The sequence below is a fragment of the Agreia sp. VKM Ac-1783 genome (assembly GCF_900177765.1).
GTDB lineage: Bacteria > Actinomycetota > Actinomycetes > Actinomycetales > Microbacteriaceae > Agreia.
In genome coordinates this window covers 718,999-742,343 of sequence record NZ_FXWI01000002.1, presented here as the reverse complement: position 1 = coordinate 742,343, position 23,345 = coordinate 718,999, and the positions used below count along the sequence as shown (strand labels likewise).

The following is a 23,345-nucleotide window of genomic DNA, read 5'->3' as shown; positions in this document are numbered from 1 at the left end:
CTACTCGGCGACCGACTGGCGGGCGGCGTCGAGGCGGGCTTTGGCCCCGATGAGCCATTGCTCGCACCGACGGGCCAGCGCCTCGCCTCGCTCCCACAGGGCGAGGGACTGCTCCAGCGTCGATGAGCCCTGTTCGAGTTCGGTGACGACGCGAACGAGTTCGTCGCGAGCCTGCTCATAGCTCAGAGCGTCGATGTCGTCGGTCGACGGGGTTGTCGCTGTGGAGGGCATGGTTCCAATCTTATTCTGCGGTGGAGGGGGCGGCGGCTGCGGAGAGACTGCGAACACCTGTCGATGTGGCGTTGATCGCACCGTCGGAGACCGTGATGGTGAGGTCGGCCCCGCTCGGCGCGTCGTCTCGACCGCGAACGATCGAGGCGTCATCGCGCTGAACGATGGCGTATCCGCGGTCGAGGGTGCGCTGGGGAGAGAGAGCGCGTAGATGAGCCACGAGCTGACGGGTGCTGTCGTCTGCGCGCTCGACGATCCGAGACGCCAGTTCGCTGCCCCGTGCGACGTAGCGGGTGAGTTCTTCGCTGCGCACGTCGACGAGCCAGCTGGAACTCGCGAGCACGGGCCGGCTTCGCAGCTGCCCCAAGCGGTCGATCTCGTTCTTGATGACATGGTTCACCCGCACTCCGAGTCGAGCCCGCGCCTGGAGAACCCGGGACAGTTCTTCGGCGACATCAGGCACGACGCGTTTCGCGGCATCTGTGGGGGTGGATGCGCGCAGGTCGGCCACATCGTCGAGCAACGGGCGGTCGGCCTCGTGTCCGATCGCGCTGACGATCGGAGTCGACGCCGCGGCTGCAGCGCGCACGACACCCTCATCGCTGAAACCGAGGAGATTCTGGAAGTCACCGCCGCCTCTGGCGATGATGATGACGTCGACCTCGGGGTCTGCGTCGAGTTGCTGGATGGCGGAGATGACTTCGCGGGGCGTGCGCTCGCCCTGCACGGCCGCGTGGACGACTCGGAACTCAACCGACGGCCATCGGAGCTGAGCGTTGCGCAGTACGTCTTTCTCGGCATCGCTGTCTTTGCCGGTGATCAGCCCCACGCAGTGCGGCAAGAACGGAAGGCGCTTCTTTCGGGAGACGTCGAAAAGGCCTTCGGATGCGAGTTGTAGCCGCAGGCGCTCGAGTCGCTCGAGCAGGTCGCCGAGCCCCACATGGCGCATCTCGAAGACCTGCATCGTGAGGGTGCCGCCCTTGAGCCAGTAGTTCGGCTTCACGAGGGCGACGACGCGGTCGCCTTGCTTGAGGTCGTCGGGAATGCGGCTGCGAACACTCGACCAGATCGTGAAGCCGATAGTGACGTCGTCGGTGACGTCGCGCAGTTTTCCGTAGACATTCGAACCCGAAACGCCCCACTGCGTGATCTGGCCTTCGACCCACGCGGTGCCGAGTCTTTCGATGTAGCCCTTGATCTTGCTCGAGAGAAGCGCGACCGGCCAGGGGTTCTCGAGAGTCGCCGGGGCGTCGGCCTGTGGGGCGTCTGTCATGCGGGTGCTCCCTGCGCGTGGTTCTGCTACGGCCGACCACCGTGATTTCACGGTTACCATGGAGGAGTGAGCCAAGCCACTATAAGTCTGCCGATGCCGAGGATTCCCGGCGTAAGAAACAGGCTAAAGGATACCCCCGTCACCGGGGAGAAGAAGGTGCTGCTTGCGGCCCCCCGAGGCTACTGTGCAGGAGTAGACCGCGCCGTCGTCGCCGTCGAAAAAGCACTCGAGCACTACGGCGCTCCTGTGTACGTACGCAAGCAGATCGTGCACAACATCCACGTCGTGCAGACCCTCGAGAAGCGTGGAGCGATCTTCGTCGAGGAAGTCGATGAGGTTCCGCCGGGGGCGCACGTCGTCTTCAGCGCCCACGGAGTGTCGCCCGCTGTCGTGCAGGGTGCCGCCGATCGCGGTCTTCAGGCCATCGACGCCACCTGCCCGCTCGTCACCAAAGTGCACCGCGAGGCCGTGCGTTTTGCACGCGACGACTTCGAGATTCTGCTGATCGGGCACGAAGGCCACGAAGAGGTCGAGGGCACGGCGGGCGAGGCTCCCGAGCACACGACCCTGGTCGGCAGCCCCGACGAAGCCGACACCGTCGTCGTCCGCGATCCCGACAAGGTCGTGTGGCTGTCGCAGACCACCCTGTCTGTCGACGAGACGATGGAGACGGTCAACCGACTCCGCGCACGCTTTCCCAACCTGCAGGACCCGCCCAGCGACGACATCTGCTACGCCACCCAGAACCGACAGGTGGCGATCAAGAAGGTCGCCAAGAATGCCGATCTGGTCATCGTCGTCGGCTCGGCCAACTCGTCGAACTCCGTGCGTCTCGTGGAGGTCGCTCTCGAGTACGGTGCCAAGGCGGCGTATCGCGTCGACTACGCACACGAGGTCAAGCAGGAGTGGCTCGACGGCGTGAACACCGTCGGCGTCACCAGTGGAGCCTCTGTGCCCGAGGTGCTCGTGCAGGATCTGCTCGACGAGCTCGCGGGCGCCGGATACGGCGACATCGAGACCGTGATCACGGCCGAAGAAGACTTGATCTTCTCGCTGCCGAAAGAACTGCGCAAAGACATGACCGGCAAGAACGACGCCCGAGCACTCGGCGGACGTCGGTCGGGTGCGGAGCAGGCCGACTCAGAGTAGTCGACCCTGCTCAGCTGGCGCGGAGGCCCGAGATCAATCCCGGGTCTGCGACCAGTGCCACTGCGACACACGCGACCGTCACGATCATGGCGAGAGCGCCCATGAGCAGAGGAACGGGCCACGATCGCCGACGCTGACCGATGAGGCGCACGGTGAGCCAGATGGTGGTCACGAGCAGAACGAGTTGGGCGATCGCAGCGATGGCGCCCGCGATGTCGACTGCCGAACCGCCGCCGTAGTCGCCCAGGCCGCGATCTGCATAGAACATATCGAGGGTGCTGCGCAGGTCGAAGAGCGATGGAACGCTCGACGAACTCGTCATCACCGCCGTGACGAGCAGGAACACGGAGATCGACGCGTCGAGGACGCGGTAGGGGGCCGGCGAGGCCGCTGGTGTTGGTGCGTCAGCCGCATCCGGAGCCGTGCCTGCCGTCTCGGTCTCGTGAGAGTCGGCCGGAGGCGACCAGACCCACCCCTCGGGTGCGAGTTCGCCGTAGCGCGGGGTGGGCCTGTCGTCTGCCATTGTTTCTGCGGCCTACTTGCCTGCGTGGCCGGCAGAGCCGAGCTGGTGGGTCGACTCGATGACGCGCGCGGCCATGGCAGTCTCGGCGAGCTTTCCCCACGAGCGTGGGTCGTAGACCTTCTTGTTTCCGACCTCGCCGTCGACCTTGAGGAAGCCGTCGTAGTTCTTGAGCACGGTGTCGGCCACCGAGCGGCTGAAGGCGTACTGGGTGTCGGTGTCGATGTTCATCTTGATGACACCGTTCGCGACGGCCTCGGAGATCTCGGCATCGGTCGAGCCCGAGCCGCCGTGGAAGACGAGATCGAACGGCAGCGGGCCGGTTCCATACTTCGCCTGCACGCCGTCCTGGATCTCTTTGAGCAGCTCGGGGCGCAGCTTGACGTTGCCCGGCTTGTAGACGCCGTGCACGTTGCCGAAGGTGAGAGCGGCCATGTAGCGGCCCTTGTCTCCGAGTCCGAGCGCTTCGACGGTCGCGATCGCGTCGTCGACGGTCGTGTAGAGGTGCTCGTTGATGTCGTGGCTGACGCCGTCTTCCTCGCCGCCGACGACGCCGATCTCGACCTCGAGGATGGCGTTGATGGCACGCGTGCGCGCGATCATGTCCTGAGCGATCTCGAGGTTCTCGGCGAGAGGAACAGCGGAGCCGTCCCACATGTGCGACTGGAAGATCGGGTTGCGGCCGGCCTTGACCTCGGCCTCGGACGCCGCGATGAGCGGGAGCACGAAGCTCTCGAGCGCGTTCTTCGGGCAGTGGTCGGTGTGCAGGGCGACGGTCACCGGGTAGTTCTTGGCGACCTCGTGCGCGAATGCCGCGAAGGCGAGCGCTCCTGTGGCACGGGCTCCGCTGCGGGTGTGGCCGGCGAAGTAGTCTGCGCCACCCGTGGTGACCTGGATGATTCCGTCGGACTCGGCCTCGGTGAGGCCCTGAAGAACAGCGTTGAGGGTCTGCGACGACGACACGTTGAACGCGGGATAGGCGAATCCCTTCGCCTTCGCGGTGTCGAGCATCTGGGCGTACTGGTCAGGCGTTGCGATGGGCATGATTTCTCCTTGTGTCTACGCGACTTCATCCTAGGGGAGCGTCAACTTTGGGAGTGGGAGAACGTGCACAGCGGGCGGCAGAGGGGCACCGCTACGCTGGAGGGGCCAGTCGATGACGCGCGACAGGAGCCGTCACGTGGCAACGAATTCTGTGAGGTCTGCAATGACGAATCCCGAAAACGACGCTCTCTACCTTCACCCCGACCGCAACCTCGCCATGGAGCTTGTGCGCGCCACCGAGGCAGCCTCCATTCGCGCGTATCCGTTCATCGGTCGCGGCGACAAGCTCGCCGCCGACGGAGCCGCGGTCGACGCGATGCGCGCGTTCCTCACGACGGTCAACTTCGACGGTGTGGTCGTGATCGGCGAGGGCGAGAAAGACGAGGCGCCCATGCTCTTCAACGGCGAGCACGTCGGCAACGGCCGGGGGCCGGCCTGCGACATCGCCGTCGACCCGATCGATGGAACAAGCCTCACCGCGGCGGGCCGCCAGAACGCCCTCTCCGTCATCGCCGTCTCCGACAGAGGCACCATGCTCGACGCGTCCAGCGTCTTCTACATGGACAAGATCGTCACCGGCCCCGAGGGCATCGGAGTGATCGATATCGACCGGCCGATCGGCGACAACATCCGCGCGCTGGCCAAGGCGAAGGGCAAAGACGTCTCTGACATCAAGGTCGCCGTGCTCGACCGCCCCCGCCACCTCGGCCTCATCGAAGAGATCCGCGCCGCCGGTGCGGGAACGCGCCTGCTGCTGGATGGCGACGTCGCCGGTGGCATCAACGCCGCCCGTTACGAGACCAGAACTGACATGTGCGTCGGAGTCGGCGGCAGCCCGGAGGGCATCGTCACCGCCTGTGCCATCAAGGCGCTCGGCGGACTCATTCAGGGGCGGCTGCTGCCCAAGACCGACGACGAGCGCCAGCGTGCAATCGATGCCGGACTCGACATCGACCGGGTCTACGAGGCCGACGACCTGGTGAAAGGCAACAACACCATGTTCGTGGCGACGGGCGTGACGGATGGCGGCTTGGTCGCCGGTGTGCGCAAGAAGGGCCCCGTGATTCGTACGGAGAGCCTGGTTCTGCGCAGCCGCTCGGGAACGATCCGCCGGATCGTGGCCGACCACATCGCCGACAAGTGGTTTTGAGCCCTCGGTTCTAGGCCGCGGGATCGTTCTTCTCTAGTTCGGCGACGAGCTCGAAGCTCGACAGTTCTCGGCGCTGCTCCTCGATCGTGGGGAGCACGCCGAGAACGGTCGACTCGTCGAGGGCGTTGAGTTTTCGTGCGGTCGGGAACACCTGTCGCTCGAGCGACCCGACGAACGAGTTGTAGTCGCGCACACTGCGTTCGATCGAGCGGCCGAGCTTCTCGGCGTGGGTGGCGGTGGTCGCCAGGCGCGTGTACAGCTCACGACTCAGGTCGAAGAGAACCTTCGCATCGTGTGTCAGCACGTCTTGCTGCCAGCTGTAGGCCACGGTCTTCAGCACAGACCACAGCGTGACGGGCGAGGCCAGCGCGACCTTGCGGGAGAACGCGAACTCCATGATGCTCGGATCGGCCTCGAGGGCACTCGACACGAGGGACTCGCTCGGAATGAACGCGATGACGAGTTCGGGGGAGGCCTCGAGGCCCGTCCAGTAGCCCTTGTTGCTCAGCGTCGTGATGTGGTCGCGCACGGCCTTGACGTGGCGCTTCATGAGCCGGTCTCTCTCGGCGCCATCGGCACCCGCTGCTGTGGCCGGGATCGAGCTGGCCTCGAGGTACGCGTCGAAGGGCACCTTCGCGTCGACGGCGATGTTCTTGCCGCCGGGCAGATGCACGACCATGTCGGGGCGACCAGCTCCCGAGGAGCCGACGATGCTCGTCTGCACATCGAAGTCGACGCGCTCGATCAGCCCGGCCGCCTCGACGACCCGGCGAAGCTGGGTCTCTCCCCACACGCCGCGCGTGCTGTTCGACCGCAGGGCCGAGGCGAGCGACTCCGCGGTGCTGCGCAGCCTCTCTTCGGACTCGGTCGCACTGCGCAACTGCTCGCTGAGCTCGCCGTGTTGCTTCTGGCGCTGCTCTTCGAGCTCGGAGACCTTGCGCTGCACCAGACGGAGGCTCTCGGCAACGGGGCTGAGCGCCACGAGCACGCGCCCGTCTGAACTCACCCGCTCGGCTTCGGCCTCGCTCATCTCGCGGATTCGCTGCTGGAACTCGCCGATGCGCCCGACCTGCAGCTCGAGCTGTTCGTGGAGGCCGGCAATCGTCGCCTCGGCCGCTGCGGAGCGGGCCTGAAGCTCAGCCATGGGCCTGGGGTCGACCTGCGGAATGCGGCCCGAGCGGAGCATCCAGCCGATGGCGCCGCCGAGCACCATGCCGATGAGCAGACCGAGCACGAGGGCGAGTATGGGATCCATGCCGGAAGTCTCGCACCGGCATCCGACATCGCCCGACGCATCGGCCGCGCGTCAGCCGACGGGGGAGACGACCGGGGGTCGCAGCTGCGAGATCTTGACCCCGGCGGCGCCGGCGAGGGTCTCGATCGAGTTCACCTCGTGACGTTCGGCCGCATGAATGATGATCGCCGCGCACGCCTCGGCATCCGCCAGCGCATCGTGGTGTCTGAAGTCTTCGAAGCCGGCCGCCATGGCCGCGACGGGCAGGCGATACGAATCGAGCGAGTAGGTCTTTCGGGCGATCTGCAGGCTGCAGGCATAGGCGTTCGGAGGGCACTCGACGCGGGCTGCCGCACTCGCCGCGCGGATGACGGCCATGTCGAACGCCGCGTTGTGGGCCACGAAATGATCGTCTCCGACGAAGTCGACCAACTCGTCGAGCTGCTCCTCCCAGCCGCGGGCGTCTTGCACGTCTTCGCTGTAGATGCCGTGGATCTTCGTGTTCCAGGGCAAGAACTCGTCGAAGCCGACCTCGGGCTTGATGAACCACGAGGTCTCGTCGACGACGACGCCGTCGCGCACCTTGACCAGACCCACCGAACACGCGGATTCGCGATAGGAGTTGGCGGTCTCGAAGTCGATGGCAGTGAAATTCAGGGGCACATATCGATGCTCTCATGCGGTACCGACCGTCGTTTCGAAGGAGGCCGCGCGCCGGGCAAGTACGATGGATGCTCGTGGCTCTCACTATTGCAATCGTCGGTCTGCCCAATGTCGGCAAGTCCACCCTGTTCAACGCCCTGACCAAGAATCAGGTGCTCGCGGCGAACTACCCGTTCGCGACCATCGAGCCGAACGTGGGTGTGGTCAATCTTCCCGACGCGCGGCTCGCCGCTCTCGCCGAGATCTTCGGAAGCGAGCGCATCCTGCCCGCCCCCGTGTCGTTCGTCGACATCGCGGGCATCGTCAAGGGTGCGAGCGAGGGCGAGGGCCTCGGCAACAAGTTCCTCGCAAACATCCGTGAAGCGGATGCGATCGCCCAGGTCGTGCGCGGATTCACCGACGAAGATGTGGTGCACGTCGACGGCAAGGTCGACGCGGCGAGCGACCTCGAGACCATCAATACCGAGCTGATCCTCGCCGATCTTCAGACCCTCGAGAAGGCCGAGACGCGCTTCGAGAAAGAGGTCAAGGGCAAGAAGGCCGACCCCTCGACTCTCGTCGCCGTCAAGGCCGCGCGCGAGTGGCTCGACACGGGCAAGCCGCTGTCGGCCTCGGCGGTCGACCTCGAGCCGATCCGCGAGCTCGGGCTGCTGACGGCCAAGCCGTTCATCTACGTCTTCAACATCGACGAGGGAGTTCTGGGCGACCAGGCCAAGCTCGACGAGCTTGCAGCGCTCGTCGCCCCGGCCCACGCGATCTTCCTCGACGCGAAGCTCGAGTCGGAGCTCATCGACCTCGACCCCGCCGACGCCGCCGAGTTGCTCGAGTCGACAGGGCAGGAAGAGAGCGGCCTCGACCAGCTCGCCCGTATCGGTTTCGACACGCTCGGACTGCAGACCTACCTCACCGCAGGTCCGAAAGAGACCCGCGCCTGGACGATTCCGAAGGGCGCGAAGGCGCCTCAAGCGGCCGGCGTGATCCACACGGACTTCGAGAAGGGCTTCATCAAGGCCGAGATCATCGGCTTCGAAGACCTCGTTGAGACGGGCTCGATCGCAGAGGCGCGTGCCAAGGGCAAGGCGCGCATCGAGGGCAAGGACTACGTGATGCAGGACGGCGACGTGGTGGAGTTCCGCTTTAACGTGTAGCCCGCGAATCTTCGCGAACCGCCCGTACTTTCCATTTCCCACTCCAGTAGGGTGTCGGAGGCGAGCGGGAGCTTCGCCGTCGCACGAAAGGGAGCCCAGACCATGACCGAAACGCAGATCTTCGACCCCGAGGCACGCGCCATCTCGTACGCAGTGGAGGGAAACGGCCCCACGGTCGTTCTGGTCGCCGACGAGGGTCTTCCCATCGACTACCTCGGCACGCTCGCGCACATCCTCGTCGAAGAGGACTTCCAGGTTCTCCGCATCGCCGCGGGCGGTGCGTCTGGCGGCGCCTCGGCGCACGACCTCGCCAGCGGCGTGGTCGAGATCATGGATGCCGCGGGCATCGAGGATGCATGGCTGGGCGGCCACGGGTTCGGCGGCTCCGTCGCTCGCGCCGTCGCTCTGGACTTCCACGACCGCGTCAACGGGGTGCTGCTGCTCGGTGTGGAAGCCGGCGACCTGACGCTGGCCGAGGGACTGCCCGTTCTGGTCATCCAGGGGTCTGAAGACGACGTCACCCCGCCCGCCAACGGCGAGGCGTTGCAGGCGGCGGCTCCCGACCGCGTGAGCGTCGTCTCCGTCGACGGAGGCGGCCACATGTTCCCGTCAGAGAACGTCGGCGCGACGTCGTGGGCCATCGAGGACTACCTCGACTGGGACTGAGTTCTCTCTGCACCGAACGCGGCGGTTCTCGCCGAGAGCGGTGGCCGCACCACCGCGTTCGGCGACAACACCCGCGTTCGACGATGCACCGAAGGAACACCCATGAGCCTGATCCGCCTGAACGACGTGAGCGTCAAGTTCGAGAACACGCAGATCCTGCGTGAGGCCTTCTTCCGCCTCGAGCCTAAAGACCGCGTCGGCCTCATCGGTCGCAACGGCTCCGGCAAGACCACGCTCCTGAAGCTGGTGCTCGACCAGGTGCAGCCCGACCAGGGAACGGTCACCGTCGAAGCCGGAGTGAAGATCGGCTACTTCTCGCAGTTCTCCGAGCTGAACGGCGAGCAGACGATCATCGAGGTGCTGGATGCGCTGTTCGTCGAGGTGCACGCCGTCGAAGACGAACTCGCGTCGATCGACGCGACGATCGCGGTCGAGGCCGCGGCCGGCGGCTCCCTCGACACGCTCATCGAGCGGCAGTCCGAGCTCTTCGGCGAGATGGACCGCCTCGATGGCTGGGACTACACCCGCAAGATCGACCAGGCCCTGACGACGCTCGGATTCGACGAGGCGCATCGCACGTGCCCCATCGACGCCCTGTCGGGTGGATGGCGCAACCGCGCAGCGCTGGCGAAGATCCTGCTCGAAGACCCCGACGTGCTGCTGCTCGACGAGCCCACCAACTTCCTCGATGTCGCCGGAGTCGAGTGGCTCGAGTCGTGGTTCCGCGACTTCAAGGGCGCCGCCATCATCGTGTCGCACGACCGGGCGTTCCTCGACGTCGTCGTGACCCGCATCATCGAGCTCGAGAACTTTCATCTGCACGAGTACCCGGGCAACTTCGGTGAATACATCGTGCAGAAGCAGTTCCGCCTGAAGACGCTCGAGGCGCAGTTCGTGCACGAGAACGAACTGCTGGCCTTCGAGGCCGAGGGCATCTCCGATCGACGCGAGGCGGCCAAGGCGTCGAGCAAGAAGCTCGACAAGCAGCTCTCGGGAATCAAGAAGTCGCGAGCTCCCCGCCCTGTCGATCAGATCATCACCGAGATCTACGGCGGCCTGCACGTGAAAGACGTTCTCTGCCGCGTTGACGGTCTCGAAAAGGCCTACGGCGACAAACTGCTGTTCACAGGTCTGGGATTCGAGATCCGACGCGGCAATCGCATCGTGGTGCTCGGCGCCAACGGCAGCGGCAAGAGCACGCTGCTGCGCGTGCTCACGGGCGACGAGAAGCAGGATCACGGCCACGTCGACTGGGCGTCGGGCGCGAAGGTCGTCTCGTACAACCGGATGCTCGACGAGCTCGATCTCGACGACACGGTCACACACGCCGTCAACGCGCTGCCCGACAGCCTCGCTCTCACAGCGACGCGCAAATCGGTGGGCCGGTTCCTCGCCATGTTCCAGTTCTCGGAGGCCGACCTCAAGAAGCGCATCCGCGAGCTCTCGGGCGGACAACGCGCCCGCGTCGCCATGGCCCAGTGTCTGCTGTCCGGCGCATCCGTTCTTCTGCTCGACGAACCGACCAACCACCTCGACCTCGCAAGCACCCAGGTGATGGAACGCGCCCTCGTGCACTTTCCCGGCGCCGTCGTCGTGGTCAGTCACGACCGGTTCTTCACCGACAAGATCGCGAACCGGATGCTCGTTTTCGGCGCGGCTGGCGCGGGTGCGGGAGAGATCGACGTCACGGCGGCGTAGACCCCCGGCGGTGCCGCGCACCGTTCTTATCGCTAGGCCGTCCTGTCGAGCCTGACGCGATCTCGCTGCGACGAACGCCCGAACCACATCCACAGGGGGCGAGCGGTAACGAGGACGAGCACCGCGAACAGGCTCTGACTGAGGACACCGAAGATCGAGAGTCCGCCGATCACGGCAAAGACGGTCCAGTTCACCGTGATGTCGGCGATCATCACGACGATGCCGAGCACGATGCCGGAGCGCCGGCGAAAGATGATCAGCGCAACCGTGAGCGGATCCAGGATCGTCAGCGTCACCCAGAACAGCCGGACGCCGAGAGGGAAGCCGCTGTAGGCATCCACCCCGCCGAAGATCAGATCCGCCGTGTGGGTGGTCGTTCCCACGAGAAAGCCGATCAACCAGACGGCTTGGAACGCTCGGAGTGCTCGTACCGATGTGGTGACGGTGATCATTCGCTCATGTTAGCGAGCCACGTTCACTACGCTGTGTAGCACTAAGCGCGACTCGACAGAGCTGTCCGAAAGGCTGACCATGAAAGCGTCCCGACCTCGCACGCTCGATCGTGCGCGCACAACCGTCCTTCTCCTTGCAGCGATCCTCGCGCTGTCGGCGTGCTCAACCGCGGCCGACGCGCCCTCCGCGTCGCCGACCGCCTCGCCTACCGAGTCGCCCGCGCCCGTCGAGGCCGTCGATCTCGCGGCGGGCGAGCAGGATGCGCCGGTCGAGGTCTCCGTATCCGGTGACGACGGCGTCGGGGTCACCTTTCGCGAGATCACCCTGGCGCCGGGCGCATCCACGGGAGTGCACTGCCACTACGGGCAGCTGGTCGCCGTGGTCTCGGAGGGAACGTTGACGCACTATGCCGACATCTATCCGAGTGGCGTGCACGTCTACACGACCGGAGACAGCATTATCGAAGGAGCGGGGTATCGACACGAAGGACGGAACGAAGGCGACGAGAACGTCGTGCTCTGGGTGACCTACATCATTCCGGAGGGCAAGCCTCTCGCCGAGACCGACCTCTCGCACTGCGACGCCTAGCAGGCGGTGCCCACATAGAGAGAACAGCCCAGGGGGAGACACCACGATGACGCAGCATCCGCACCGAAAGCTCATGCCGGATGTGAGGCTGTGGACGGGAATCGCCGCCATCGCCGTGGCGCTCCTCACGGTGACCGAGTTCTCGGTGCAGGTCTTCGTCGTGGGTGCGCGCCCCAGCCTCGACGACGAGTTGGCTCTCGTCGACTTCATGACGCGAACGAGCAACGGCACGCTGCTCACGATTCTCATCGACACCATGCTGATGGCCGCCCTCATCGTCTTCTTTGCCGGCTTTCGTCAGCTCATCACGCACTCGGAGGTCGCCCTGCAGTGGGTCGCCGACCTCGCCTACGGCGCGGGGCTCGTGTTCGTGGCCGTGACCCTCGTCGGCGATGCGATGGAGGCGGGGACGGCTCTCGACGTCACCGGCATGGCGGGTGACTACTCCGTTCTGCGCGCGCTCACCGTGGGGCACACCATTCTGTTCGGGTCGATCGGATGCGTGTTGACGGCTCTGGTCGCGGCCGCCAGCGCATACGTGACCCTCGGCTCCGAGGCGCTGCCGCGGTGGACAGGCTGGCTCGCCTATGCGGTGGCAGGTCTGAATCTGCTCGCCGTGCCGACGATGTTCGGAGGAACCGACCCCGCATCGTTCTTCGCCGCCGGGGGAGCGGGAACCGCGCTCTTCGCCACCTTCCCGTGGCTGGTGTGGGTCACGGCGATCGGAGTCGTGACGATTCGCGATCGACGCCGCCCCTACGACGTTCCTGTCGAGCGCGTAGTCGCCACCGGCTAGGGCCCCGATCAGGGCCGTCGGCTATCGTGGGGCGCGTGACTCGACGCCTTTTCGCCCTGCCCTCCGCGCTCGCCGCGACTGCCCTCCTCGGCTCCGCGCTCGTGCTGCTCGGCGCATCCAGTGCCTCGGCGCATGACGCACTCGAGTCGTCGACTCCGGCCGCCGGCGAGGTCGTCACGGCCGATCCGACCGTGGTCTCCCTGACCTACAGCGACGAGCTCATCACCCTGGGCGGCGACACGAGCGCGTTCGCGATCCAGGTGACGGATGCGTCGGGCGGGTTCCACGAGAACGGGTGCGTCGTCGTCGACGGCACCGTCGCATCCACGGGTGTCGCTCTGGGCGACCCGGGAACGTACACCGCCACGTGGCAGGTCGTCTCGAGCGACGGGCACCCCACGTCAGGCAGCTACACGTTCGACTACCAGCCGGTAGACACGGGCAACTCGCTGCCCGGCATGGAGGCGGCGCCGGCTTGTGGTGCGCAGTGGGCCGGCTCGCCTCGCGAGGACTCCGCGCCCGCGCCAGCCGTCACGCCGGAACCGTCGGCGACCACGTTGGCCGAGGAACCGGCTCCCACACTCACGGCGACGGCCGATCCCGCATCCACTAGTGACGATGCCGACGGAAGCCGGATCGGCGTCGCGATCGCCGTCTCGATCGGTGGCCTCGCCCTGATCGTGACGGTCATCGTGCTCACCGTGCGGCGCATCCGGCGTGACCCGTTCGAGAAGCCCGAGGCGCCGAAGGGCGACGGGCACCCGGATTCCGAGCAGTAGTCGGAGTCGGTCACTCCCGTCTGGAGAACGTGATGACAGGGTGGCCACGCTGCGCGTCGCGCGCGATCGTGGCGGCGACTCCGTAGACCTCGGAGATGAGCTCTGCGGTGAGCACATCGCTGGGTGCTCCCGCGGCGACCACGCGGCCCTCTTGCAGAACGACGACGATATCGCAGTACATGGCAGCGAGGTTCAGGTCGTGGATCGCGATGACGGTGGTGACCGGAAGAGCACATACGAGTTCGAGCAGCTCGAGCTGGTGGCGGATGTCGAGGTGGTTGGTCGGTTCGTCGAGAAGCAGTTCGCGAGGCTCCTGGGCGAGGGCCCTGGCGATCTGCGCGCGCTGGCGCTCGCCGCCCGACAGCGTGTGCCATAGTCGCGCGGCCTGATCGAGCAGGCCGACGTGTGCGAGCGCCCTATCTACGGCGTCTTCGTCTGTGCTGGCGCCTCCTCCGAGGGCGGTGCGGTGGGGGATGCGACCGAGCCTCACGATGTCGCGCACGGTGATGTCGACCTCGGTATCGGCGTGCTGGGTGACGGACGCGACCGACCGTGCGACGTGTCGCCGACCCACGGAGGCGAGGTCGACGCCGTCGAGCGTCACGAATCCCGAGGTCGGCCTGACGAGCCCGTGCAGCACTCTCAGCAGAGAGGACTTGCCCGAACCGTTCGGCCCGAGCAGGCCCACAGTCTGCCCTGGCTCCGGGTGAAGGCTCGCTCCATCGACCACGAGAACACCGTTGCGGCTCCAGGTCACCTGTTCGGCGCGTAGCGTCACGTGCGCCTCCTTCGCCGGGCCAGCAAGGCGACGAACACCGGAACGCCGACGAGAGCCGTGCCGACGCCGACCGGCAGAGGGGTCGGAGAGAAGGCGACCCTCGACCCGGCGTCGACCCAGACCATGAAGATCGCGCCGATGATCGCGGTAGCGGGAACGAGGCGCGCGTGCCGAGGGCCGACGAGCAGGCGGGCGGCATGCGGCAGAACGAGCCCTACGAAGCCGACCGCACCGGCCACGCTCACGAGTGTGGCCGTGATCAGGGCGGTCGCGACCAGCAGCACGGCGCGGGTGCGGGTGACGTGGATACCGAGGGACGCGGCGACATCGTCACCGAACGCGAACGCGTCGAGGGCGTGGGCGTAGCGCAGGCACACGAACGAACCGATCACGACCACGATCGCGCAGAGCGCGACGTTGTCCCAGCGCATTCCCTCGAGCGAGCCGAGCAACCAGAACATCACTCCGCGCGTCTCGTCCGAGTCGGCGAAGGCGAAGATGATGAGAGAGGTCACGGCCGAGAAGAGCTGAGTGCTTGCGACGCCGGCGAGCACGACGCGATCGGTGCCGCCGCCAGACAGTCGTGCCAGCAGCAGAACGAGGCCGAATGCGATCAGTGCTCCGATGAACGCGCCGCCCGAGAGGCCGATCGCCGCGCCGCCCAGTCCCAGCACGCCGATCACGACCGCGCCCGTAGACGCGCCCGACGAGACGCCGAGGATGAACGGATCGGCGAGTGGATTGCGCAGAAGCGACTGCATGATCACGCCGCAGAGTCCGAGACCGGCGCCGCACGCGGCAGCGACGAACGCACGGGGCAGACGCTCCTCCCACACGATCGCATTCTTCGACACCTTCACCGCGATGTCCGTGAGCCCGAGATGGTTGGTGACGATGTCGCGAACGTTGACGAGCAGGATGTCCGCCGGTCCGAGCGTGATCGCCACACCGACCGAGACCAGGAGAAGAAGCAGTCCGGCCAGCACGAGCAGCCCTGCGATCGCCGCCCAGCGCGCGCGCGGAACCGGCCTCCTCACGGTCTGCGTCGTGTCGACCTGTGTCGGAGGCGGGGCGGCGCTCAGAGCTCGTCCTTGTGCTCGCGCAGCCAGGATTGAATCTTCTCGAGGCCGTCGACGAAGCGGATCGACGGATTCAGTTCGGCGCCGTGAAGCACGATGTATCGCTTGTTGCGCACGGCATCGATGGTCTGGGTGAGCGGATCGGACTCGAGGAAGCTGATCTTGTCGTCGAGCCGGTCACCGGGAAAACGGTCACGCTGCAGGTCGCCGAGCACGAGAATATGCGGATCCCTGTCGGCGACGGACTCCCAGGTCGTGGCGGGCCAGTCCTCGGGCGACCCGGCGAACACGTTGTCGAGGTCGACCGTCGTCGCGAGCAGACCGGCCGCGCTGAGTCCTCCCGCCATATACGGAGTCTTCGTATCTGCGAACCAGAAGGCGACTGTAGCGCCGGCGAAGTCGATGCCCTGCGTCGCCACCGCGGCCCGTGCCTTCAGCCCCTCGATGAGCGTCGCGGCGCGGTCGGGAACGTCGAAGATCGCCCCGAGTTCAGTGATCTCCTCATACAGTGCATCGATCGTGAGCGCGTGGGTTCGCGTGCCGCCGCCGTTGATGCTGGTGCCGTTGTCGCAGTCGGTGGGCGACAGGTAGCTGCCGATGCCGGTCTCAGCGAAGCGCTCGCGGCTCGCCACGCCTCCCTGCGCGAAGTGGCGGCCGAACGAGGCGGTCACGAAGTCCGGATCGGTGTCCAGCACGACCTCGTAGCTCGGCGCGTTATCAGACAGGCGCGGAACCTCTGAGTTGGCGGACGCAAGAGAGTCGAGCACGGGGTCGGTCCACGAAGCGGTTCCGACCAGCTGGTCGGCGAGTCCCAGCGAGAGCATGATCTCGGTGGAGTTCTGGTCGAGAGAGACGACGCGCTGCGGGGGTGCGTCGACGACGGTCTGGGTGCCGCAGTTGTCGATAGTCAACGGATACTGGGTCGATCCCTGTCCCGACGTGGTCGTCGGGCTGGTATCGACGACCTCGGATGCGCCGCATCCGGAGAGGCCGACGGCGACAAGGGACGCGAGGGCGAGGCTGATGGCGGCGCGCTGATGCACGTCGGGCTCCTTCGTTCGGGTGGGGGGAGTCAGATCAGGGGCCGCATTGAAGAACGACGCCCGAAAAATAAGGATAGCCTTACCTGACTCGCCACATGGAACTCAGCGCGACTGTCGGCGTTTCCCCACCCGTGGAGCACCTTTCACGACAGGCGCGCGCCCCTTGCCTTTCGACGCCTTCGCCTTACCGCCTGCCTGGGGAGCGGTGATGGTGGAGTTCCCCGTCGACTTCGCGAGGTCGGCCGCCGCCTTCTCGGCGAAAGCCACACCCTCGGGCGTCAGAACCGTCGACTCGGCGTCGTAGTCGAAGAGCGGGTAGCCCAGGTTCTGCTCGAGCTGCTTGATGGCGGCGATCATGCTCGAGCGCGGAATGCCCTCGACCTTGGCGGCTCTCGCGAAATGCAGCTCTTTCGCCGCCGTGATGAAGAGCTTGTTCAATCGATGATCCACGACATCCGTTCTGACCTGGCGTCGCCCGGTCACCCCCAGATTACGCGCTCGCGCCTCACGACGCGGGAGCCGGATGTTGCTAGGCTGGCCGCACAAACGAATATCGGGCCGACATCACGCGATGCGGGAGAGCCCGCCGATCATCTCGGCAGGCACCGAAGGAGCAATTCTCCCCACCAATCTCTCAGGTACGTGTACCGCATCGAACAGGCCACTCTGAAAAGCGATTTGCGGAGCAAATCGGATCGAGTAGGCCGCCCGCGGCCGTATCGAGATCTGACATCCAAGCGAATCCGCCCACGGTGAAAGCCGCTGCCAGGCAGCGTCGAAGCTCTCAGGCACAGATGACAGAGGGGGAGTTCTTGACTGCTCGGGTTCGCGCCCGGGTCCGCAATGCCCACTGCGCCTTGGAGAACTCGTGACCGATAGACATTCCCCGCTCAACCGCATCCACGTGGCTGCCGGAGCAAGCTTCACCGACTTCGCCGGCTGGCAGATGCCCGTGCGCTATTCGAGCGATCTCGCCGAGCATCACGCTGTGCGCACTGCCGCGGGCATCTTCGACCTCTCTCACATGGGCGAGATCTTCGTCGTCGGGCCCGAGGCGGCAGACGCTCTCGACTACGCGCTCGCGGGCAAGCTGTCGGCGACGACGGTGGGGCAGGCGAAGTACAGCCTGCTGCTCGACCGGTCGGGCGGAATCATCGACGATCTGGTCGTGTACCGCACGGGCGAGGATCGCTTTATGGTCGTGGCCAACGCGTCGAACAGAGAAGTTGTCGCGGCAGAGCTGCTCGACCGCACGTCGCCCTTCGAGTGCGAGGTCTTCGATGAGAGCGACGAACTCGCCCTCGTCGCCGTGCAAGGACCGCGCTCGCGCGAGATCCTCATCGCCACAGACGGCTTCGCCATCGAGGGCGGCCACCCCGACGGCCGCGATGTGGGGGAGAAGCTCGGCGAACTCAAGTACTACAGGGCTCTGTCGGGATCGTTCCGCACACAGCCCGTGCTGATCGCTCGCACCGGCTATACCGGTGAAGACGGCTTCGAGCTCTACATCAGCCCCGACCATGCCGAAGAGCTCTGGAACGCCCTCACCGAGGCAGGCACCCCGCTCGGGCTCGTTCCCGCCGGGCTCGCCAGCCGCGACACGCTGCGTCTCGAAGCGGGCATGCCGCTCTACGGCCACGAGCTCGGAACCGACACGTTCCCCGTGCAGGCGAGTCTCGGCCGCGTCGTCGCCACGGCCACGAAGGGCGACTTCGTCGGTCGCGAGGCCGTCGAGGCCGGTCCCGCTCCGGATGCGCGCACGCTGGTCGGCCTGGTCGCCGACGGCAAGCGGGCCGCGCGCGCGGACTACGAGATCTTCGCCTCCGACGACTCCACCGAAGCCATCGGCGTCGTGACCAGCGGTGCCGTGTCGCCGACCCTCGGCATCCCGATCGCGATGGCCTACGTCGACGCCGCCTTCGCGGCGCCCGAGACGGTCGTCAGCATAGACATCCGCGGCAAGCGCCTGAGCTACCGCGTCACCTCCCTCCCGTTCTACCGCGCGAAGAAAGACTGAACCCATGGCTAACGAAAGCGAACTGCAGTACACGAGCGAGCACGAATGGGTGCTCGTCGAGGGCACCACCGCCACCGTGGGCATCACCGCGTATGCGGCCGAGAAGCTGGGTGACGTCGTCTTCGTCGACCTGCCCGACGTGGGAACGTCGTTGGCGAGTGGCTCGATCGTCGGCGAGATCGAGTCGACCAAGTCGGTGGGTGAGCTCTTCGCTCCCGTCGATGGCACGGTGCTCGAGAAGAACTCTGCCGTGGAAGACACCCCCGAGCTCGTCAACAGCGACCCGCTGGGCGAGGGCTGGCTCATCAAGATCGAATTCACCGAACTGCCGCCACTGCTGTCGTTCGACGAGTACACCGCATTGCTGGGGGAGTAACTCACCGATGTCGCTTCCTTTCACCGCGCGTCACATCGGCATCGATGACAGCGCGCAGGCCGTCATGCTCGCCCGCCTCGGCTACGACTCGGTCGACGCCCTCGTGCGCGCCGCGATTCCCGGCTCGATCCAGCTGAGCGAGACCCACCGCGCCGAGGCGATCCCCGCAGCCGCGACCGAGCGCGAGACCATCGCCGAGCTTCGCAAGCTGGCGTCGCACAACACAGTGAACCGCTCGATGATCGGGCTCGGCTACTACGACACCATCACGCCCGCGGTGATCCGCCGCAACGTGCTCGAGAACCCCAGCTGGTACACGGCTTACACCCCGTACCAGCCGGAGATCTCCCAGGGTCGCCTCGAGGCTCTCATCAACTTCCAGACGATGGTGGCCGACCTCACCGGGTTGTCGACGGCCAACGCATCCATGCTCGACGAGGCCACGGCCGTCGTCGAGGGCATGCTGCTCGCGCGCCGCGCATCGAAGTCGACCTCGAACGTGTTCCTCGTCGACTCGGATGCTCTGCCCCAGACGAAGGCGCTGCTGCGTTCGCGCGCCGACGCCGTGGGTATCGAGATCGTCGAGCTCACCCTCGACCGCGTCGATCACCCGGCGTCGCACGACCACCCCCTCGCCACCGGTTTCGGCGCCTTCATTCAGTACCCCGGCGCATCCGGCCGCGTGTGGGACCCGCGCGACGTGATCGGCGCCGTGCACGCATCCGGCGGTCTCGCTGTCGTCGCCGCCGATCTGCTCGCCCTCACTCTCATCACCTCACCCGGAGAGCTCGGGGCCGACGTCGCCGTCGGAACGAGCCAGCGTTTCGGCGTTCCGATGGGCTTCGGCGGACCGCACGCCGGCTACATGGCCGTGCGAAAGGGGCTCGAGCGTCAGCTTCCGGGTCGTCTTGTGGGCGTGAGTCAGGATGCCGCGGGTCACCCCGCCTACCGGCTCAGTCTGCAGGCGCGCGAGCAGCACATCCGCCGTGAGAAGGCCACGTCGAACATCTGCACCGCCCAGGTTCTTCTCGCCGTGATGGCCGGCATGTACGCGGTGTACCACGGCCCCGAAGGGCTGCAGCGTATTGCCCTCGACGTGAACGACACTGCCCGCCGGCTCGCCAGTGCGCTCGAGGCCGCCGGTGCAGAACTCGTGCACGAGGACTTCTTCGACACGATCCAGGTGCGGGTGCCCGGTCGTGCCACCGACATCGCCGCTCAGGCGCACGCCGGCGGATACCTGCTGAACGTCGCCGATGACGACACGATCGGCGTCTCCGTCGACGAGACCACGACGTCGGCCGACATCGACACGGTGCTCGGCCTCTTCGGAGTGTCGCCCGCGAGCGATGCCGAGCAGCTCGCCGAGAGCCTGCCCGAGCACATCCTGCGCACCAGCGACTACCTCACGCACGAGGTGTTCAACACGCACCGCTCGGAGACGAGCATGATGCGCTACCTCAAGCGACTCGCAGATTACGACTACGCGCTCGACCGAGGCATGATCCCGCTCGGCTCCTGCACGATGAAGCTCAACGCGGCCACCGAGATGGAGGCCGTCACCTGGCCCGAGTTCGGTGCCCTGCACCCGTTCGCGCCACGCGCGGATGTCGAGGGCTACCTCACGCTCATCGCGCAGCTCGAGACGTGGCTGGCCGAGGTCACGGGCTACGACTCCGTGTCGCTCCAGCCCAATGCGGGAAGCCAGGGAGAGCTCGCGGGTCTGCTCGCGATCCGTGGCTACCACCACGCGAACGGATCGTTCGAGCGCACCGTCTGTCTCATTCCCTCGAGCGCTCACGGCACCAACGCCGCTTCGGCCGTGCTGGCGGGCATGAAGGTCGTCGTCGTCGCCTGCGACGAGAATGGCAATGTCGACGTCGACGATCTGCGGGCAAAGATCGAGCTGCATGCCGAGTCGCTCGCGGCCCTCATGATCACCTACCCGTCGACCCACGGCGTCTACGAGCACGAGGTCGCAGAGATCTGCCGTCTGGTGCACGCCGCCGGGGGACAGGTCTACGTCGACGGTGCGAACCTCAACGCACTGCTCGGCTTCGCACGCTTCGGCGACTTCGGCGGCGACGTGTCGCACCTCAACCTGCACAAGACCTTCTGCATCCCGCACGGCGGCGGCGGACCCGGCGTCGGTCCGGTCGCGGCCAAGGCCCACCTGGCCCCCTTCCTGCCCGGCCATGCGCAGGCGCAGAACCCGTCTCATCCGCTGGCCGACGGTGGAACCGTCGTGCACGCCGGCGGGCCGATCTCGGCCGCACCGTACGGCAGCCCGAGCATCCTGCCGATCAGCTGGTCGTACGTGCGCATGATGGGCTCGCAGGGGCTCGCGGATGCGACCGGTGCGGCCGTTCTCTCGGCCAACTACGTCGCGGCCCGGCTCTCGGAGCACTTCCCGGTCTTGTACGCCGGCGACAACGGACTGGTGGCGCACGAGTGCATCATCGACATCCGTCCACTCACCGCGTCGACCGGGGTCTCCGTCGACGACGTGGCCAAGCGCCTCATCGATTACGGATTCCACGCGCCCACCATGAGCTTCCCTGTGGCCGGAACGCTGATGGTCGAGCCGACCGAGAGCGAAGACCTTCCCGAGATCGACCGTTTCATCGATGCGATGATCGCGATCAAGGGCGAGGCTATGCAGGTCGCCGAGGGCGTCTGGCCGGCCGACGACAACCCGCTGCGCAATGCTCCGCACACCGCGCAGTCCGTCGTCGAGGGCGAGTGGACGCATCCCTACGACCGCGAGACCGCGGTTTATCCGGTGCGGTCGCTGATCCGTTCCAAGTACTGGCCGCCCGTGCGACGCATCGATCAGGCCTGGGGCGACCGCAATCTCGTGTGCTCGTGCCCGCCACCGGAGGCGTTCGAGTAGCAGGCGCCGGCGGTTTCGACACGTGCGGTAGCCTCTCAGCATGGCGAGACGAATTGCGATACAACGCGGCCGAATGTCGATGATGGCAGCGATGACGCTGGGCTCTCTCGCCCTGGTCGTCGCGCCAGCGGCGGTCGCGAACGCCGAAGTCTTCTATGACGAGGGCGGCTGCGTTGTGCAGCAGGTCACCGACGGCGCGCCTGCGGGAGGCAGTCAGTGCGCCGGGGTCGACTTCGGCGGAACGAGCATGGGCCAGGCCGCCTTCATGGGCGCGAACCTGGCCGGCGCCGACCTGTCGGGGTCCAAGCTGCAGGCTGCCAACTTCACGGGTGCGAACATCGAGGGTGCCGATTTCACCGACGCCCAGGTCGAGGGTGCCGACTTCACCGATTCCGGCATCCTGCCCGGAACGATCACCGTCGAGGCCGCAGACGCGAATGGTGCTCCGATCACCTTCGCTCCGGTGGTGCCAGCCGGTCTCACGGCGGGAGACTGCTTGATCGTCGACGTGCCGGTCGTCTCGGGCACGGTCTTCCCTGTCGGTGATTCGGGCATGGTCTGCAAGTTCTCGTCGTCGAACGGCACCGCGATCGCCGTCGTCAAGATCCAGGTGACACCGCATCCCGAGCAGACCGAGGCGCCCACGCCGCTCTTCACCGACGAGCCGGGCACGACGGGGGCCACGGGAACCGGCGCTTCGATGAGGCAGCCGACCGACTGGGGCCTCATTGCCGCCGTCGGTGGGGGAGCCGTCGTGGTTCTCGCCCTGGGAGTCGCGGCGATGGTCATCTCGCGACGGAGGCCGGCAGTCGAGACCGGAGATGACGCCGGCGGCGAGTCAGACGACGACGAGTCGACGGCGCCCCGCGCCTAACTCAGCCGGAACAGTTCCGGAAAGGTCGAGAGCGCCCAGGCGTAGCCGACGAACGACGCGATGTCGATGATCCAATGGGCGATGACGAGCGGCATTGTTCGACCCCAACGGGTGTAGCACCAGCCGAAGACGACTCCCATCACGACATTGCCGAAGAACGGCCCGATGCCCTGATAGAGGTGGTAGCTGCCGCGCAGCACCGCCGCCGACAGAATGATCTGCCATCGGCCCCATCCGAGCTGCTTGAGGCGGGTGAACAGGTAGCCCACCACGATCAATTCCTCGGTGAGGGCTGCTCTCAGGGCGGAGGCGATCAGCACGGGAACCGTCCACCAGTATGCGTCGATGGGCGCAGGCACGACGTTGACCGTGATGCCCGCCGCTCGTCCGATGAAGTAGAGCGCGATGCCGGGAACTCCGATGACGAGAACGAGCAGGAGCCCGCGTGCCGAGTCCCGCGCGGGCGTGCGTAGGTCGAAGCCGATGCGCCGAAACGGGTTGGGACCGGAGATCGCCAGCAGGTAGAAAACGAGTGCGACGGGTGCCAGGTCGAACAGGATGGCGAGCGACTGGTACGTGAAGTCGAGCCATTCGCGGGTGCTCAGAGCCGAGTTCAAAGCGGTGGACTGGCTCGCCAGCGGGGTGTCGTCCGTGAGTTTGGCCGCGATGCTCACGATCGAGTAGACGGCGGATGCTCCGAGAGACAGCCCGAGAACGATCGCGATCTCCCAGGTCAGCCGTCGTCGTCGCGTGGTGCGCCACAGAGGGGGGATCGATGGAGACACACGTGCTCTTTCTTGCGTGGGCTGGCCCAGATGGAGAGAAAATTGTGCGTGCGGCACAAGGAATGCCGATTTCACGTTTCTAGTGTGTAACTTTTTCCTGATGGATTT

At 66.3% G+C, this 23,345-nt stretch carries 24 protein-coding genes and 1 riboswitch; of the genes, 12 read left to right on the top strand and 12 right to left on the bottom strand.

Going from position 1 to position 23,345, the window contains the following annotated elements; all coding sequences use genetic code 11:
- Positions 1-231 carry an exodeoxyribonuclease VII small subunit gene (locus CCK87_RS08550; protein ID WP_085486787.1) on the bottom strand — a complete coding sequence of 77 codons (231 nt, stop codon included), beginning with the start codon at positions 229-231 and terminating at the stop codon, positions 1-3.
- Between the two features lie 10 nt (positions 232-241).
- On the bottom strand, positions 242-1,504 hold the full coding sequence (gene xseA / locus CCK87_RS08545; protein WP_249273792.1) for an exodeoxyribonuclease VII large subunit: 1,263 nt from the start codon (positions 1,502-1,504) through the stop codon (positions 242-244).
- A 93-nt stretch (positions 1,505-1,597) separates the two neighbouring features.
- On the opposite strand from xseA, the gene CCK87_RS08540 reads away from it, so the two are divergent.
- The gene (locus CCK87_RS08540) at positions 1,598-2,653 is read left to right on the top strand and encodes a 4-hydroxy-3-methylbut-2-enyl diphosphate reductase (RefSeq protein WP_086460963.1); all 1,056 of its coding nucleotides are present in this window, start codon (positions 1,598-1,600) and stop codon (positions 2,651-2,653) included.
- A gap of 10 nt (positions 2,654-2,663) precedes the next feature.
- On the opposite strand, the gene CCK87_RS08535 is transcribed toward CCK87_RS08540, so the two are convergent.
- Positions 2,664-3,176: a DUF6264 family protein gene (locus CCK87_RS08535; protein ID WP_086460962.1), complete on the bottom strand. Its 513-nt coding sequence runs from the start codon at positions 3,174-3,176 to the stop codon at positions 2,664-2,666.
- A gap of 12 nt (positions 3,177-3,188) precedes the next feature.
- Positions 3,189-4,217: a class II fructose-bisphosphate aldolase gene (fbaA, locus tag CCK87_RS08530; protein ID WP_086460961.1), complete on the bottom strand. Its 1,029-nt coding sequence runs from the start codon at positions 4,215-4,217 to the stop codon at positions 3,189-3,191.
- Positions 4,218-4,380: 163 nt separating this feature from the next.
- On the opposite strand from fbaA, the gene glpX reads away from it, so the two are divergent.
- Positions 4,381-5,367 (top strand): class II fructose-bisphosphatase, encoded by a 987-nt coding sequence (gene glpX, locus CCK87_RS08525; protein WP_086460960.1) that lies wholly within the window; start codon positions 4,381-4,383, stop codon positions 5,365-5,367.
- Positions 5,368-5,377: 10 nt separating this feature from the next.
- Here the strand turns inward: glpX and rmuC are convergent, their stop codons facing one another.
- Together rmuC and CCK87_RS08515 are read right to left on the bottom strand one after the other, a co-directional pair.
- Positions 5,378-6,622, bottom strand: coding sequence for a DNA recombination protein RmuC (gene rmuC, locus CCK87_RS08520; RefSeq protein WP_086460959.1), 1,245 nt, complete (start codon positions 6,620-6,622; stop codon positions 5,378-5,380).
- A gap of 51 nt (positions 6,623-6,673) precedes the next feature.
- Complete coding sequence (locus tag CCK87_RS08515; protein WP_086460958.1) at positions 6,674-7,264, bottom strand: exonuclease domain-containing protein; 591 nt, start codon at positions 7,262-7,264, stop codon at positions 6,674-6,676.
- Positions 7,265-7,338: 74 nt separating this feature from the next.
- On the opposite strand from CCK87_RS08515, the gene ychF reads away from it, so the two are divergent.
- From ychF to CCK87_RS08500, 3 genes are all read left to right on the top strand, one after another.
- A complete protein-coding gene (gene ychF, locus CCK87_RS08510; RefSeq protein ID WP_086461249.1) occupies positions 7,339-8,412 on the top strand; it encodes a redox-regulated ATPase YchF in 1,074 nt (357 codons plus the stop codon).
- Between the two features lie 102 nt (positions 8,413-8,514).
- On the top strand, positions 8,515-9,078 hold the full coding sequence (locus tag CCK87_RS08505; protein WP_086460957.1) for an alpha/beta hydrolase: 564 nt from the start codon (positions 8,515-8,517) through the stop codon (positions 9,076-9,078).
- 102 nt (positions 9,079-9,180) lie between these two features.
- Positions 9,181-10,776 (top strand): ABC-F family ATP-binding cassette domain-containing protein, encoded by a 1,596-nt coding sequence (locus tag CCK87_RS08500; RefSeq protein ID WP_086460956.1) that lies wholly within the window; start codon positions 9,181-9,183, stop codon positions 10,774-10,776.
- 32 nt (positions 10,777-10,808) lie between these two features.
- On the opposite strand, the gene CCK87_RS08495 is transcribed toward CCK87_RS08500, so the two are convergent.
- The gene (locus CCK87_RS08495) at positions 10,809-11,228 is read right to left on the bottom strand and encodes a hypothetical protein (RefSeq protein WP_086460955.1); all 420 of its coding nucleotides are present in this window, start codon (positions 11,226-11,228) and stop codon (positions 10,809-10,811) included.
- Positions 11,229-11,307: 79 nt separating this feature from the next.
- On the opposite strand from CCK87_RS08495, the gene CCK87_RS08490 reads away from it, so the two are divergent.
- Genes CCK87_RS08490 through CCK87_RS08485 form a run of 3 tightly spaced genes read left to right on the top strand, consistent with a single transcriptional unit; the run spans position 11,308 to position 13,392 of the window.
- Positions 11,308-11,817, top strand: coding sequence for a cupin domain-containing protein (locus CCK87_RS08490; protein WP_086460954.1), 510 nt, complete (start codon positions 11,308-11,310; stop codon positions 11,815-11,817).
- A gap of 46 nt (positions 11,818-11,863) precedes the next feature.
- Positions 11,864-12,613, top strand: a complete 750-nt coding sequence (locus CCK87_RS18235) for a hypothetical protein (protein ID WP_170927200.1) — start codon at positions 11,864-11,866, stop codon at positions 12,611-12,613.
- Between the two features lie 35 nt (positions 12,614-12,648).
- The gene (locus CCK87_RS08485) at positions 12,649-13,392 is read left to right on the top strand and encodes a copper resistance CopC family protein (protein WP_170927199.1); all 744 of its coding nucleotides are present in this window, start codon (positions 12,649-12,651) and stop codon (positions 13,390-13,392) included.
- Between the two features lie 10 nt (positions 13,393-13,402).
- Here the strand turns inward: CCK87_RS08485 and CCK87_RS08480 are convergent, their stop codons facing one another.
- The 4 genes from CCK87_RS08480 to CCK87_RS08465 all read right to left on the bottom strand — a co-directional run bounded on the left by CCK87_RS08480 (position 13,403) and on the right by CCK87_RS08465 (position 16,742).
- Positions 13,403-14,170: an ABC transporter ATP-binding protein gene (locus tag CCK87_RS08480; protein WP_086460952.1), complete on the bottom strand. Its 768-nt coding sequence runs from the start codon at positions 14,168-14,170 to the stop codon at positions 13,403-13,405.
- On the bottom strand, positions 14,167-15,207 hold the full coding sequence (locus tag CCK87_RS08475; RefSeq protein ID WP_212638202.1) for an iron chelate uptake ABC transporter family permease subunit: 1,041 nt from the start codon (positions 15,205-15,207) through the stop codon (positions 14,167-14,169). Before CCK87_RS08475 ends, CCK87_RS08480 begins: the two co-directional genes overlap by 4 nt.
- A gap of 41 nt (positions 15,208-15,248) precedes the next feature.
- A complete protein-coding gene (locus tag CCK87_RS08470; RefSeq protein WP_086460951.1) occupies positions 15,249-16,292 on the bottom strand; it encodes an ABC transporter substrate-binding protein in 1,044 nt (347 codons plus the stop codon).
- A 102-nt stretch (positions 16,293-16,394) separates the two neighbouring features.
- The gene (locus CCK87_RS08465) at positions 16,395-16,742 is read right to left on the bottom strand and encodes a LysR family transcriptional regulator (RefSeq protein ID WP_086461247.1); all 348 of its coding nucleotides are present in this window, start codon (positions 16,740-16,742) and stop codon (positions 16,395-16,397) included.
- A 114-nt stretch (positions 16,743-16,856) separates the two neighbouring features.
- Positions 16,857-16,952: riboswitch (glycine riboswitch) on the top strand.
- A gap of 208 nt (positions 16,953-17,160) precedes the next feature.
- On the opposite strand from CCK87_RS08465, the gene gcvT reads away from it, so the two are divergent.
- The 4 genes from gcvT to CCK87_RS08445 all read left to right on the top strand — a co-directional run bounded on the left by gcvT (position 17,161) and on the right by CCK87_RS08445 (position 22,452).
- Complete coding sequence (gcvT, locus tag CCK87_RS08460; protein WP_249273791.1) at positions 17,161-18,309, top strand: glycine cleavage system aminomethyltransferase GcvT; 1,149 nt, start codon at positions 17,161-17,163, stop codon at positions 18,307-18,309.
- Between the two features lie 4 nt (positions 18,310-18,313).
- The gene (gene gcvH / locus CCK87_RS08455; protein ID WP_086460949.1) at positions 18,314-18,685 is read left to right on the top strand and encodes a glycine cleavage system protein GcvH; all 372 of its coding nucleotides are present in this window, start codon (positions 18,314-18,316) and stop codon (positions 18,683-18,685) included.
- A 7-nt stretch (positions 18,686-18,692) separates the two neighbouring features.
- Entirely contained in the window at positions 18,693-21,578 is a 2,886-nt protein-coding gene (gene gcvP, locus CCK87_RS08450) for an aminomethyl-transferring glycine dehydrogenase (protein WP_086460948.1), read from the top strand.
- 91 nt (positions 21,579-21,669) lie between these two features.
- Complete coding sequence (locus CCK87_RS08445) at positions 21,670-22,452, top strand: pentapeptide repeat-containing protein (RefSeq protein WP_086461246.1); 783 nt, start codon at positions 21,670-21,672, stop codon at positions 22,450-22,452.
- Here the strand turns inward: CCK87_RS08445 and CCK87_RS08440 are convergent.
- Complete coding sequence (locus CCK87_RS08440) at positions 22,449-23,237, bottom strand: CPBP family intramembrane glutamic endopeptidase (protein WP_086460947.1); 789 nt, start codon at positions 23,235-23,237, stop codon at positions 22,449-22,451. The two genes, CCK87_RS08445 and CCK87_RS08440, sit on opposite strands and share 4 nt — an antisense overlap.
- Positions 23,238-23,345: the final 108 nt, after the last annotated feature.

Excerpts from the sequence above, each read along its gene's own strand:
- CCK87_RS08550 (WP_085486787.1), bottom strand. The coding sequence starts at position 231 with ATGCCCTCCACAGCGACAACCCCGTCGACCGACGACATCGACGCTCTG.
- xseA (WP_249273792.1), bottom strand. The coding sequence starts at position 1,504 with ATGACAGACGCCCCACAGGCCGACGCCCCGGCGACTCTCGAGAACCCC.
- CCK87_RS08540 (WP_086460963.1), top strand. The coding sequence starts at position 1,598 with ATGCCGAGGATTCCCGGCGTAAGAAACAGGCTAAAGGATACCCCCGTC.
- CCK87_RS08535 (WP_086460962.1), bottom strand. The coding sequence starts at position 3,176 with ATGGCAGACGACAGGCCCACCCCGCGCTACGGCGAACTCGCACCCGAG.
- fbaA (WP_086460961.1), bottom strand. The coding sequence starts at position 4,217 with ATGCCCATCGCAACGCCTGACCAGTACGCCCAGATGCTCGACACCGCG.
- glpX (WP_086460960.1), top strand. The coding sequence starts at position 4,381 with ATGACGAATCCCGAAAACGACGCTCTCTACCTTCACCCCGACCGCAAC.
- rmuC (WP_086460959.1), bottom strand. The coding sequence starts at position 6,622 with ATGGATCCCATACTCGCCCTCGTGCTCGGTCTGCTCATCGGCATGGTG.
- CCK87_RS08505 (WP_086460957.1), top strand. The coding sequence starts at position 8,515 with ATGACCGAAACGCAGATCTTCGACCCCGAGGCACGCGCCATCTCGTAC.
- CCK87_RS08500 (WP_086460956.1), top strand. The coding sequence starts at position 9,181 with ATGAGCCTGATCCGCCTGAACGACGTGAGCGTCAAGTTCGAGAACACG.
- CCK87_RS08495 (WP_086460955.1), bottom strand. The coding sequence starts at position 11,228 with ATGATCACCGTCACCACATCGGTACGAGCACTCCGAGCGTTCCAAGCC.
- CCK87_RS08490 (WP_086460954.1), top strand. The coding sequence starts at position 11,308 with ATGAAAGCGTCCCGACCTCGCACGCTCGATCGTGCGCGCACAACCGTC.
- CCK87_RS18235 (WP_170927200.1), top strand. The coding sequence starts at position 11,864 with ATGACGCAGCATCCGCACCGAAAGCTCATGCCGGATGTGAGGCTGTGG.
- gcvH (WP_086460949.1), top strand. The coding sequence starts at position 18,314 with ATGGCTAACGAAAGCGAACTGCAGTACACGAGCGAGCACGAATGGGTG.
- gcvP (WP_086460948.1), top strand. The coding sequence starts at position 18,693 with ATGTCGCTTCCTTTCACCGCGCGTCACATCGGCATCGATGACAGCGCG.
- CCK87_RS08445 (WP_086461246.1), top strand. The coding sequence starts at position 21,670 with ATGACGCTGGGCTCTCTCGCCCTGGTCGTCGCGCCAGCGGCGGTCGCG.